11 protein-coding genes are annotated in these 11962 nt (G+C 70.3%); 4 read left to right on the forward strand and 7 right to left on the reverse strand.

Going from position 1 to position 11962, the window contains the following annotated elements; all coding sequences use genetic code 11:
- Positions 1 to 64: 64 nt before the first annotated feature.
- Together OG507_RS39750 and OG507_RS39755 are read right to left on the reverse strand one after the other, a co-directional pair.
- Positions 65 to 355, reverse strand: a complete 291-nt coding sequence (locus OG507_RS39750) for a hypothetical protein (protein ID WP_327372292.1) — start codon at positions 353 to 355, stop codon at positions 65 to 67.
- A gap of 202 nt (positions 356 to 557) precedes the next feature.
- Positions 558 to 1322, reverse strand: a complete 765-nt coding sequence (locus tag OG507_RS39755) for a hypothetical protein (protein ID WP_327372293.1) — start codon at positions 1320 to 1322, stop codon at positions 558 to 560.
- 300 nt (positions 1323 to 1622) lie between these two features.
- Here OG507_RS39755 and OG507_RS39760 point away from each other — a divergent pair, with 300 nt between their 5' ends.
- Positions 1623 to 2183, forward strand: a complete 561-nt coding sequence (locus OG507_RS39760) for a hypothetical protein (protein ID WP_327372371.1) — start codon at positions 1623 to 1625, stop codon at positions 2181 to 2183.
- Positions 2184 to 2219: 36 nt separating this feature from the next.
- On the opposite strand, the gene OG507_RS39765 is transcribed toward OG507_RS39760, so the two are convergent.
- Together OG507_RS39765 and OG507_RS39770 are read right to left on the reverse strand one after the other, a co-directional pair.
- Entirely contained in the window at positions 2220 to 4868 is a 2649-nt protein-coding gene (locus OG507_RS39765; protein WP_327372294.1) for a serine protease, read from the reverse strand.
- Positions 4869 to 4881: 13 nt separating this feature from the next.
- Positions 4882 to 5211: a trypco2 family protein gene (locus OG507_RS39770; protein WP_327372295.1), complete on the reverse strand. Its 330-nt coding sequence runs from the start codon at positions 5209 to 5211 to the stop codon at positions 4882 to 4884.
- Positions 5212 to 5494: 283 nt separating this feature from the next.
- Between OG507_RS39770 and OG507_RS39775 the strand changes: the two genes are divergently transcribed.
- Positions 5495 to 6340: an HNH endonuclease signature motif containing protein gene (locus OG507_RS39775; RefSeq protein WP_327372296.1), complete on the forward strand. Its 846-nt coding sequence runs from the start codon at positions 5495 to 5497 to the stop codon at positions 6338 to 6340.
- A gap of 50 nt (positions 6341 to 6390) precedes the next feature.
- Here the strand turns inward: OG507_RS39775 and OG507_RS39780 are convergent, their stop codons facing one another.
- From OG507_RS39780 to OG507_RS39790, 3 genes are all read right to left on the reverse strand, one after another.
- On the reverse strand, positions 6391 to 7218 hold the full coding sequence (locus tag OG507_RS39780) for a DciA family protein (protein WP_327372297.1): 828 nt from the start codon (positions 7216 to 7218) through the stop codon (positions 6391 to 6393).
- Positions 7215 to 9425, reverse strand: coding sequence for a hypothetical protein (locus OG507_RS39785; protein ID WP_327372298.1), 2211 nt, complete (start codon positions 9423 to 9425; stop codon positions 7215 to 7217). The genes OG507_RS39780 and OG507_RS39785 overlap by 4 nt, the downstream gene beginning before the upstream one ends.
- A gap of 616 nt (positions 9426 to 10041) precedes the next feature.
- Positions 10042 to 10347, reverse strand: coding sequence for a helix-turn-helix transcriptional regulator (locus tag OG507_RS39790; protein WP_327372299.1), 306 nt, complete (start codon positions 10345 to 10347; stop codon positions 10042 to 10044).
- Positions 10348 to 10461: 114 nt separating this feature from the next.
- On the opposite strand from OG507_RS39790, the gene OG507_RS39795 reads away from it, so the two are divergent.
- Together OG507_RS39795 and OG507_RS39800 are read left to right on the forward strand one after the other, a co-directional pair.
- The gene (locus OG507_RS39795) at positions 10462 to 11112 is read left to right on the forward strand and encodes an HAD family hydrolase (protein WP_327372300.1); all 651 of its coding nucleotides are present in this window, start codon (positions 10462 to 10464) and stop codon (positions 11110 to 11112) included.
- A gap of 4 nt (positions 11113 to 11116) precedes the next feature.
- Positions 11117 to 11956, forward strand: coding sequence for a DUF1932 domain-containing protein (locus OG507_RS39800; protein ID WP_327372301.1), 840 nt, complete (start codon positions 11117 to 11119; stop codon positions 11954 to 11956).
- Positions 11957 to 11962 lie beyond the last annotated feature (6 nt).

Genomic DNA, 11962 nt, shown 5'->3' on the forward strand with positions numbered 1-11962 from the left:
GGACCACATGTGGTCCGGGCCCTGATTTCACCCTGGCCAGCTGTTCAGCCGCAGGGCCGTAAGGTCACTTGCCGGTGCTCTTGCCCACGAGCGAGGACAGCAGCTCGACCATCGTCGCGTTGACCGTGCGCTGCTCGTCGATGAAGCCGTCGATCTTCCGTTCCAGACCGTCCAGGCGCTGCGTCACGTGGCCGCTGAGGTTCTCGACCTTCTGGTCCAGGTTTCCGACCTGCAGGCGCACCGCGGTGAGGTCGGACTTGATGATCCCGAACTCGCGGGAGTCCTGAGCCGAGACCTCTTCGAAGCGCCGGGTCAGGGCAGCGAGCTCGCTGTGAGCGATGGGGTCCTCGGGCACGCGGGTACTCCTGCCAGATCACAAAACCGCAGATAAGAAGACTCCACGATATCGCGCCTGCACCCCCGTACGACCTCCGCTTCCGCAGACCTCCCCTGCGGCGGAGGCGCCCACTCACACTCGTGATCCCCACGGCGGTACACCGCGCTCTCCCCCTGCGGGCGCTGGGCGGCGTTCTGGTTCGCTGGCTCGAGGAAGATGGTCAGCGCCCGATGTTCCAGGATGCGGTAGGTGCTGTCGCGTCCGTGGCTGGGAGCGCCGGGGCGTGCCGGATCCACCAGCGGCGCAGCAGCAGCGGGGGATGGCTGCGCAGCCCGACCAGCATGGAAGTGTGGCGCAGCCGCGCGGGCATAGCTCGGCGGTTGTCCAAGAGGTACGTCACCGCGCGAATGGCGGCGGGCCGTCCGCACCGGCGGGCGGCGATCGTGTCGCAGGCCAGCTCCGTCCACCACCCCACGGCGGTGAGTGTGGCGAAGAGGACGGCGATCGTCGCGGCGGCGTACGGGAGAGGCAGTAGCCCGGCGCAGGCCACGCTGCCCGCAGCTACGGCCGAGGCCCGGATCACGCGATGCGCGCAGTTGCGCTGGATGTGTGCGAGTTCGTGTTCCACGATGTGCGGCAGGCATGCCACGCCCTCGGGGAAGAACCAGAAGTGGCCCAGTTCGATGTGGCCGCGCGTTTTCGAGCTGCGCAGGGAATGGGCGGCGTCTGCCCAGCCGAGCCGGGCGCCGGTCACTGCCAGGGAGATGTGATCCAGGCCGTGCGTGGCGGCGAAGTCCGTGACGCGGGCTTCGACTCTGCGCATCTGTTCGGCTTCAGCCGCGAGTTCGGCCTCATGGGAATCCCACACCCGGTCCCGGTAGACGTCCCACGTCATCTGCTGCCGCCACAGGTTGGTGAGCCCCGAGTTGCCAAGGGCGGTGAACCACAGTCCGGCGTATAGCCCGCCTGCGACGAGCACAGACACCAGGACAAGAACCAGGAAGGCATTTCCCTGGTGACGGGCTCCAGCGATAACGACCGTAATGACGGTGGCAACCCCTGCTCCGCCCCACCGGCCCAACACCCAGTCCTCGACCATGGCGTTCACCGTATCCGTGCCGCCGCGGGTGCGGGCCGTCTTGCGCCGGACGTGTGGCCCGGGCCCCTTCCTCCACTACGCACTAAATCCGCAGCTGGCTGATCATCCCGCTGACACAGCCTCAGCCCCCGTGGCAGGGTGCGGTAACCGGATCAGCATACGGAGGGGGCTCCCGTGGAAGCACCGATGTGGAACGGCTTGGTCGGCGTGGTGAAGGAGACGTACACCGCGGGGCTGGGTGAAGGGGTCGTGCCGGGGCCGCTCATGATGCCGCTGGTGGGCAGCGAGCTGGTCGGGCTGATCTGGGTCCGCCCGCTCAAGGTCGGCCAGGACGCGCTCGCAGGGATCGCGGAGCTCGCGAACATCGCCGCGGCGGCCGGCGCGGACGAGGTTGTCCTCGCCTGGGAGACGCACGACGTCGCCACCGCCTGCGATCTGCCCATCGTCGGCCCGGCGCCGTGCCTGAACATGGTGCTCGCCACCCGCGACGGGCACGTCCTGCACCAGTTCCCCTACAGCGAGCAGCTCCTGTCCAGCAGCTCCGAGGGCTGGGCGTCGGTCGCCCCCGACTGGAGGCCGGCCCCCGCGCCGCAGCCCGGCGGTGAACTGGTGCCGCCCATCCAGGCCGCGGTGAACTTCTCCTTCACCCCGATCGAGCTGGACCACGCCGACCCGTTCGGCGTCACCGTCGTGCTGATGGAAGAGGACGGCTACCGCATCAGCCTGACCGAAGCATTCGCCCGCTGATCTGCCGTGGCGGTGCTGCGCTGGACGAGAAGTCCCTCACTCCGGCAGGTCCTCGGAGATGGTCAACCGCCGGGTGTCCTGAAGCTGGCCGAACTCAAAGCGCCAGGAGAAGGTCAGGGCTGTAAGGCCGATGGCGAAGAGGGTCGGCCATAGGAGCCATTGCGGGGGCCAGTCCGCAGGCCAGGGGCGATCAATCATGAAGGCATTCAAGGTCGTCAGCCCGATCGCGAAGAGCGGCGCGACCCAGGCGAACAGAGCGTCGCCGAGTTGGCGGCCTCCGAACCCGCTCGCGATGCTCAGGTGCAGGCATACGTTCATGGGAACGAACAGCCACAGGACCCACCCGTCGTGCCCGATGCCGTTCTTGAGTGCGGCAGCGGTGGCGACGGCGCCGACCAGCGTCAGGTGGCCAAGGCCAAGGACGCCGACGATGTAGCGGGTGGCCCAGCCCGCCTGTGGTTTCACCAGGACAAGGTGAGAGTCGGGGGCAGGCGCGGCTGGGGGTGTCTCCGCGGCCTGCTGTTCCGGGGCATCGGCCTCCTGCGTGAGGGGCGCACCGATCAAGTCCTCCAGGTCGTCCCTGTCGGCGGCTGTCCGCTGCTGCGCTTCACGGATGAGGCCGGCGGCCCACTGGTAGGTGTCGGGGTCGGCGTCCGGGGCGCTGGCGCGGTCGGCGACCGCGTGTTCGAGGCCGCTGAGCCACTGGCGGGCCTGATCGGTGCCGAGTTCAGCGGTAATCGTCTGGGCCACGAGCGGCAGGAGGCGTTCGGGGTCGGCGGCGACGGCCCGGTGGGCGCCTGCGGCGAGGCCGGGCTGGTCCTGGGCGGTGCGGGCGACGGTGCTGAGGGTCTGGTGGCGCTGCTCGGTGGCGAGAGAGTCGTGCTGGAGGAAGGCTTCGATGAACTCCTCGCCGCTGTCGGTCTCGACTTCGGCGAGCCAGGCGGCGGCGAGCGGTTCGCCGACAGCGCCCCAGTGGGCTCCGTCGGTGGCCGGGTAGGCGGCGGTCAGGACGTCGTCGAGTGCGGCCAGCTGACGGGCGTCGGGCGGGGCGGTGACTCCGTAGCCGCGGTGATGGACGTCGAAGCCGGCCCGGACGGCGGCGCGGCCGTCTTGCGCAGTGCGTGCTCCGGCGAGGAACTGGGCGGTGACCAGGGAGCGGAGCAGCTTGTCGTCGAAGGTGCCTTCGGGCAGGCGGGCTTCGGCGACGCGCCGTACGTACTCCACTTCGTTCGCGAGCAGGACCTCCATGGGGTGGTCTTTGAGGGCGAACTCGGGGTTGGCGTGGGCCAGCACGTCGGCGAGCGCAGCGATGTGGAGGTAGATCACCGGTTGCCGGGTGGTGTGCTCGATGCCGGCGCCGTACAGGCGCGGTGCGTCTGCGACGACACGGTCCGGCCAGGAGTCATCGCCGTGTCCGGCCTGCTGGAGCAGCCGGATGCGGCGGGCGAAGGCCACCTTCGCCTCCACGTAGATGTCTTCCGGGCTGTGGCCGTCCAGCGCGTCGTCGGGCGTGAGCGCGAAGGCGTGCCCGATGGGGCCGACGCTCCGGGTGCGCAGGTGGCGGCGCAGCGCCAGCCACCAGGTGTCGTGTCCACGGGCCAAGAGCAGGACCCGGACGGCGGCACCGTCGTGGGAATCGGCCAGGGCCGCCATGAGGTCGCGTATCTGGGGGAGGCGGGTTTCTGCGAGGTCGACGGCCAGGAGCAGCGGATAGTGGGCCGCGGCGAGGACCTGGTAGTCGGTGTGGCTGGGGTGGTCGGCGAGGAAGCCCCCGCTCCACGGCCGCTGCTCGCCTGACCCGGCGGTGAGCCGGTGCAGAACCTCGATGAGGAGACGGGACTTGCCGGTGCCGCCCAGCCCGGTCACGGCGGCGACATCGATACGGTCCGTGCTTTTGCACCACTGCTCGATCTGCCGGACGAGTCCGCTGACGCCGGTGAGGTCGGTGACCTGGGAACGCGGATCGAGCAGGTAGGTGGAGGACAGGGTCGGGTCGGGGACGTTGTCCATCAGCGGCCGCAGGTCGGCGGGCTGGAGGCTCGGAGCCATGCCGGTGTGTGCGGCGACTGCGGGGGCGAAACCGTCGGCGGCCAGCAGATGCGAGAGCGGCACCACCATGAGGATCCGGTCCCACTGGCGGTCGACGAGGCGGGCGATGCCGATCAGTACGCCGTTGCAGAAGACCCCGGCGCCGGAAAGCCCCTGCCAGTTCTTCACGTCGGTCGGCACGGCCCGGTCGACTTCGAGCCCGTACAACCGTGAGCGGGATCCGGTGTGCGGGGCGATGATCCCCTCCACCGTCTTCAGGTCGTCGACGTACTGCTCAGGCCGCGCGGAGGCCCGGCGGCGCATCGCCTTGGGGAACCCCGTCATCGAGCACACGGGGCGACGGTTCGGGTAGTCCCCAACCAGCTCGCCCCAGCGCACGACGCCCAGACCGGCTCCGACCAGGGCGCGGTCGGCCTTCAGCAGCACCGCGTCCAGCTCGGCGTTCTCCCACACCACCACCGCCTCGGTGAAGCCGGCACTCACTCTGTCCCGGACGGCGATGACGCCGTCTTCGCCGGGCAGCGCCACGTGGTAGGCGGTGAGCACCAGGCCGGGCGCGATCAGGCAGCCGGTCCCGTACGAGTCCTGGTGCTGGTTGGTGACTTCGACGGTCCGCAGAGCCGCTCCCCCCGCCATCACGCCGCCCCTTCTACCGCAGGCCGTCCACCGGTCCGCCGCGGCCTCCACCGGAGTCACCGATCAGCAGATCGCTGCCGTCGCCGTCCGGAGCCACCGCCAAGGTGACCGTCATCCGGTGTGTGGCCGTCTTCGCCCGCTCGCCCTTGGCGTCCGCGGAGACCACGAACGCCTTCACCCCGCCACCGGCTGACGCGGTGTGCCGAAGCTCGATCCCCAGATCCAGCACGATCTCCTTGACCGTGAACCGGACCGGCGACCCCTCCGCATCCTGCTGCGCGGCCGCTAGCCCTCCACGCACCGCCTTGATCGCCTTGGACAGTTCGGTGGGCTCTAACTCCATGGTTTCCCCCTTGATCGGTTCGGTGCGAAGAGCCAGTCTGCCGGGCCGTGCCCAGCGGCGGAAGGATGCGGTCGGCCGGTCCGGAGTCGGCCTACGACGCGGTCGGGCACGGTGCGCTGGATCAGTCCTTCGACCAGACCGCGCCCTCCAGCCAGCCACCGGCATGAGAGGGCCCCCGCTGGGTCGGCTTGGAAGGGGTGCTGAGTAGATGGCCGGAACCTCTCCTGCGCGTAAAGGCCGGTGATGGGATGGTCACTCCTCGTGACCAACTTGAGGGGGGCTCGTGGCTAGCACACCGCGGCGCAGCTATAGCAACGCAACGATCGCAGGACTGATGACACTCGCCCGAGGCGGGTGCTACTGGCCCGACTGTGGCGTGCCGACCATTCGAATGATCAACGGTGCGCCCCGTCTGAACTTGGAGATCGCGCATGTCCGGGCGTTCGAGGAAGGAGGCAAGCGCTACGACTCGGACTGGTCAGTCGGCGAGCGCAACAGCTTCGCCAACCTCATCCTGCTCTGCCACCCGCATCACTCCGAGATCGATGGAACGAACAGCGACCAGTACCCGGTGGAGCTGTTGGAGCGCTGGAAACACGAGCGCGAAGCCGATGGACTCAGCGCTCTGGCAGGGCTGAACAACCTGACCGAAGATCGACTCGGTGAGATGATCAGTGGAGCGCAAACGGCACTGGTCACCCGCCTTGAGCCGGCCTTGGACGAATTTGCAAAGACAGCTCCCGAGCTTGCGGCGTTGCTGAAGGTCACCGTCGAAGAGCTTGCCAACCCTCGCGTACATGGGTTCGGGCTCTCCGCAGACGAGATCAACTCGCTGAGTCGCTCCTCTGACCAACTCGCTCACCTTCAGGACACTGCCTTCCTGCTCGTTGATGCGTCGCAGAAGCTGGCACATCTACAGGACACAGCGAGCACGCTGGCCGACGCCGCCAGCGACCTCGTAGGGCTGTCTGACGACGCGTCGACGTTGCATCAGGCCGCAGCCAAGGCCGAGCGAGCAGCAAACCGGCTGATGGACAGCCTTGGGGGTCTCCCCGACAGCACTCGGCTCCTTCAAGTAGCTGCAGACAAAGCCGCACGAGCTGCGGAAAGAATGGGAAACGGCTACTGAGCTTCCAGCGCCGACCACACAACCTCGCCCACGTTCGTCAAGGCGTCGGCTCATGCCACTTCAGCGGCTGCCTGCGGAGCGTGTGACAGCTCGGGGACGGTTCGCCCGGCACGCTCGGCACGGGCACGGCGGAGGGCAGCGGCCTCGGTCGCCGCGGCCTGGCGGCGGCGCTGGAGACGGGGCGCCTCGATCGGGGCCGGCGCATCGTCCGGCACTACATCGGGCTCGGGAAAGGCCCGACGGCTGAGTTCGCGCATCGCCTGGTTCTGCCGCTCCACTGCCTCCGCGATGCCCGGGTCCACCCGGCGTGCCGGGGTGGCCGACTGGTGCGCGGCGAGCGCGCGGTGGTATCCGTCGCACGCCATCTCCCTGGTCTTCGCCGGACCGGTGGGCGCGGGCGAGGGCGGGTCTGCCGGCTTGGTGTCGGCCGGACCGGGCGCAGGCACGGCGCCGGGCGGCAGGATCCGCAGGGCGTGCACGACGGTTCGGCCTGCTGCCTTGTTGGCGGCCGCGATGACCCGGGTCTGCTCCAGGCGGGTCTGCGTCGCCCAGGCCGTCGATTCCGGGCACACGGTGAGCTGGCCGGAGTCGGGGTCGTACGCCACTGCGGCGACGTGCCCGGCGAGCTCCGGGGCGATGGCCGCCCACCGCTCTCGCAGCGTCGCGCCGGCGGCCGGGAGCTCCCAGGCCCGCTCGGTGACCAGCGCACCGAGCGCCGCTCCGAGGCCCATCGGCTCGCGCCCGTCGCGCCGCACCGTCGTGACAGCCCGCGGCTTCCTTTTCGCCTTCTGGCCGCTGCCGTTCTTCCGGGCCGCCTCCATCGCGGCCCGCAGCGCGACCCGGGCCAGGTCGACGCCCGACGTCTCGCCGCCGCTCATGCCTGCCCCCAGGTGGTGTAGCCGAGGTCCAGGTGCCCGAGGCCGGACAGGCGCTGCACCTGGGCGACGAACGCCCGGGTGAACAGGCGCTGCGCCGACAGCTCGCCGTACCGGTCGATGTGGTCGAACACCAGCTGGTGGTCGGCGGCGGCGCGGTTGCGCCAGTCCAGGACCTGCTCGCGGGTGAGCTCCTCGAGGACCAGCTCCTGGTCGTCGTCGACGTCGGCGGGCTCCGACTCCGGGGCAGGGACGACTGCGGCCGGACGCGGTGCAGGCAGCATGAGCGGGGCCACCAGCGCGGCCGGGACGTCGTCGGCCGGCTGCGCGGCCGCGGCTTCGGCACGGGCCTGAGCTGCAGCGGTTTGCCGTGCGCGGTGCTGCTCCCACTCGTACGCCTTCGCCCACGCCCTGGCAGTCACGTCCTGGTGCAGCTGCTGCTCGGTCGCCGCGCGGCGCTCGGTCTCGGAGGCGTACGGCATCGCCGCGTCGACGGCGACCGCAAGCGCGCGGCGCTGGTCGCGGCGGTCGTCCTGCTTCTCCGCGCAGCGCGGGCAGTCCTGCCCGGAGTCGAGCAGCACGCGGTCGTCGCACCGCACGTCGCCGCACCGTTGACGCTGGGGCAGGGCCAGGCCGATCAGCCAGCCCACCGAGTCCTTGATCGGCCCGTACAGCCGCATCTGGTTCTCCAGGTGCCGGGCGAGCCGGTCGGCGAGGACCTGCGGCGCATCGGCGCGGCCCACGAACCCGACCACCCGGTTCAGCTCGCGGCGGGCGGCGGCTTCCACCAGGCGGCGGGCGGCCGGACGCTCCAGCCGTGCCCACACCAGGTCGACCGGAGCCAGAACGGCCCGCAGATCCTCCGACGGCAGAGCCACCCTCCCCCGCTGCTGCCTGCCCTGGCCCGAACCGTCCACGACCCGCACCGGAGAACCGGCCACCGGCCCACGGCCGTCCTTCACGCCTTCAACGACCGGGGACTTCTTCGGCTGTTCCCCGCGCAGCGGGCCGCCGTCCTCGCGCACGCACGCGCGGTCCGGCAGATCACCGAACCCACCACGGCCTTCGCCGGAAAAGCCACCAGAGAGCGAGAGAGGCGGGATGGGAGTAACCAGGGGAGGGTGGTCAGTGTGAAGGGCTGCCGCAACGCTGGGCTCTGCAACATCCGCCTCATCCGCAGCAGGCGCGCCGTTGACCTGCGGATCTGCATCCGACTGCGACGGCTCACTACGCCTTGCTGCAACACCGCGCTCTGAAAACATGGGCTCCAGGGCCTCCGCACGGTCCTCCCGGACGTCGTCGGCACCGGTACGGCCGTGCGCAGCGGCGACCGCCGGCACCATCAGCCGCGACCGGTTCGCGAGCCCAGAGGCCGTCTGCAGACGCACCCGAAACACCAGCTCCCGCTCCTCCAGGCGCCCGAGAATCCCCGCCGCTGCTGCTGCCGTGCACCCCATCAGCCGGGCCAGCGTCGCCGCTGCGCGGCCACGCTTGGTGTCCACGCTCCCGCCGCACAGCCGCACCCGCCCGGTCGCCCGCGCCTCCAGCACCAGCAGGAGCAGCGCCAGACGGTCCGTCGCCGCGCCCCGGCCGGTACGCGTACCGATCAGCCCGGCCGGAGTCACCCGGTTGTCCTTGTGCACCCAGCCCGGGGCCATCACGGCCTCCAGCAGCCGCAGCAGCGTCGCGTACTCCCTCTTCGCCAGCGCGAGCGGGTGCCCGACCACGTCCTGCGCGGCCCACAGCGGCAGCACCTTGCACCGCAGCCCGGTGTCCTGGCCGTAGTCGCCCTCCGTCGTCTCGACAGAGACCACGGAGGACCGGCGCAGCACCGGCAGGACGTCGGAGGCGACGTAGGACGCCGACACCCCGATCCACCGCCCCAGCTCACTCGTGCGGATCTCCACGACACCGGTCTCCGATGGCGTCCGCGACGCCAGCACCACCACGGCCAGGCGCACCGCGTCCGACGCACCGTCCAGACCGGCCACGTCCAGCAGCGCGCGCACCGTGCCACCCAGCCGGGCACGTGCGTCCCGACCGAGCGACAGCGGGTTGCCTGCGGCCCGGTTCGAGCCCGGTTCGGCGGCGGCCGGGACGGACCGCAGCCGACGCCGCGAGCGTCCGACCGGAGCGTCGTCGACGGAGTTGTCGACGTCCTCCCAGAGAGGGTGGTCCAGCGTGGCGGCCGGCGCCGCGACCGCGCTCATCGGGCTACCCCGAAACCGCTGCTCTTGTAGCTTCCTACCGGAAATCCAACTTCCGGTACGAATTGCGCAAAAGCGAATGAACCGGGCGACGATCCCATCACGCGGGAAGGCCGCCGCGCCTGAACCGGGGTGAAACGGACATGGTCAAGCTGACAGGGGACACCACTCTCGGGCACTATGAGAACGACCTACCTTCCATATAGCTGGACTGGCCAGAGCCCCTCGGGGCGGCCGAGCCGGATGTGCGGATGTGTGGTTATCCGCCCCCTTCGTGAGAAGCGGGCGGACATCGATCGGGTGGGGGGAGATTTCTCCTCTCCTCTCGGTGGTGCCGAATCGCGAAGCCTCTGTGGTGGGGGCCCGCGACCGACACCAGTCGGTGAGCGCAACTGGGTGCTGCGCGGCTGTGGTGGCCGTGGTTAGTGGCCGGTAGTGCTGGTGGCCCTGATGAGGGGCCGGGTTTGAAATGTGCGGCTCGATGAGCCGCAGCTCAGGACCGGCAGGAACCGGGACTTGAGCGGCCGACGCGGGTGGTTATTCCGGTCGGTAGACGGGCCGCGCGAGGCCAGCGGGTGGTAAATCCGCTTCTTGGCGCGCGCGGCCGATGGCCACTAGGTCATCCCGTCCCCCCTTCGGAGGCCGGCGTCGGCATGCCCTCATTCAGCTCAGCGGCTTCGGGGAAACGCTCCGCGAGTCGCTTGAGCAGGTGGATGTAGGCATCTCGCTGTGGGCGCCGGGGGTTGCTCTTTCCCAGCTCCCAACGCACAACGGCAAGGCGCTTCACGCCCACGGCCTCCGCTACGTCCAGCTGGGTAAGCCCCGCGGCGAGGCGTAGCTGCGTGCGCACGCGTGGCGGCGGGAGGACGTCGTCCAGGCCGTCCAGCAGGGCATCGACCTGCTTCAAGCGGTCCGGGTCGGGCATAGCACAGCCTCTCAAGATCGATAGATCTCTGAAACATACACTATTTGATCCCCATCGGGGGGATGCTGCCACGGTGAACGGCCTTGCGTTCGACGCCCGGTAAGGTCCGGGACCATGCCCAGACTTGCGCTCTTCGATCTGGACGGCACGCTGGCCGACCGGCAGTCGGCGCTCAGCGACGCCGTGACCGGCCTGTGCCTGGCTCACGCCCTCGCTCCAGACGCCGAACGGTGGCTGCGCACCGAGCTGGCCGACCGCGCGAACGCCGCCGACTTCGCCCGGATGTGGGAAGTCTTCGACGTGGATGTCCCCGTCGCGCAGCTGTGGCAGGAGTACGTCAGCCTCATGTCGGACGCCGTCACCTGCCGACCGGAGGTCCTCGATGGCCTGGCCCATCTGCGCGCTGCCGCATGGACGATCGGCATCATCACCAACGGGGCCAGCGATATCCAGCGCGCCAAACTCGCCGCGACCGGCCTCGCCGCCCTGGTCGACGGCGTCGCGGTCTCGGGCGACCTGGAGATCCGCAAGCCGGACCTGCGCCTCTTCGAACTCGCAGCCTCCCGCTGTGGCGTGAACCTCGCGGACGGCGGCTGGATGGTCGGTGACAACCCGGCCGGGGACATCGGCGGCGGACACCAGGCCGGCCTGCGCACCATCTGGCTGCACGGCCGTCCATGGCCGGACGGCCTTCGCGCCGCGCACCGCGTCGTCGACGACGTCACCGACGCCATCACCATCCTGCTCAACGAGACCTCGGAGTAGCACCGTGGACCAGCCGACCGTCGGCATCCTCCACCCCGGCAGCATGGGCGCCGCCGTCGCCGCCTGCGCCGCGACCAACGCGGCCGCGGTCCTGTGGTGCGAGGCCGGACGCAGCACCGCGTCCGCAACACGCGCCAAGCAGTTCGGCCTGACGCCGGTGGCCACGCTGCCCGAGCTGCTGGACCGCAGCGACATCGTCATCAGCCTCTGCCCGCCGGCCGCCGCCGAGGACCTGGCGCGCGACGTCGCCGAGTACGGCCTCACCGGCGTGTACGTGGAGGCGAACGCCACCAACCCCGAGCGGACGACGCGGATTGCCGGGCTGCTCGGACCGGACGCGACCGTCGTGGACGGCGGCGTCGTCGGCTCCCCGCCCGTACGCGGCAAGACGCCGACGCTGTACCTGTCCGGTCCGGCCGCCGCTACCGCGCAGATCGAGGCGCTCTTTGCGGGCACGGACGTTCTGACGACGACGTTGGGCACGGAGATCGGGAAGGCGTCGGCGTTGAAGTTGTCGTACGCGTCGTTCCAGAAGACCAGCCGGGTGCTGGTGGCGCTCGCGGTCGGCATGGCGCGCGAGCACGGCGTCGACCAGGAGCTCATCGAGGTCGCCTCCTGGCGGACAGACTCGTACCTCGCCGAGCCTGAGTACGTGGCCAAGACCGCAGCACGCGCCTGGCGCTGGGGCCCGGAACTGGAGGAAGCCGCTGATGCGCTCGCGGCCGCCGGCCTTCCGCCGGAGATGCTGCACGCGGCCGCGACCACGCTGGCACGGTGGCACGACGTCAAGGACGACAGCGAGCTCACGCTCACCGACGCCCTCAACCGACTCGCCCAGCCGTAGCCCGCG

The sequence above is a fragment of the Streptomyces sp. NBC_01217 genome, assembly GCF_035994185.1.
Taxonomy (GTDB): Bacteria; Actinomycetota; Actinomycetes; order Streptomycetales; family Streptomycetaceae; genus Streptomyces.

Bases quoted from the DNA above. Each gene is read 5' to 3' on its own strand.
- OG507_RS39760 (WP_327372371.1), top strand. From the start codon at position 1,623: ATGTGGAACGGCTTGGTCGGCGTGGTGAAGGAGACGTACACCGCGGGG.
- OG507_RS39765 (WP_327372294.1), bottom strand. From the start codon at position 4,868: ATGGCGGGGGGAGCGGCTCTGCGGACCGTCGAAGTCACCAACCAGCAC.
- OG507_RS39770 (WP_327372295.1), bottom strand. From the start codon at position 5,211: ATGGAGTTAGAGCCCACCGAACTGTCCAAGGCGATCAAGGCGGTGCGT.
- OG507_RS39780 (WP_327372297.1), bottom strand. From the start codon at position 7,218: ATGAGCGGCGGCGAGACGTCGGGCGTCGACCTGGCCCGGGTCGCGCTG.
- OG507_RS39785 (WP_327372298.1), bottom strand. From the start codon at position 9,425: ATGAGCGCGGTCGCGGCGCCGGCCGCCACGCTGGACCACCCTCTCTGG.
- OG507_RS39790 (WP_327372299.1), bottom strand. From the start codon at position 10,347: ATGCCCGACCCGGACCGCTTGAAGCAGGTCGATGCCCTGCTGGACGGC.
- OG507_RS39795 (WP_327372300.1), top strand. From the start codon at position 10,462: ATGCCCAGACTTGCGCTCTTCGATCTGGACGGCACGCTGGCCGACCGG.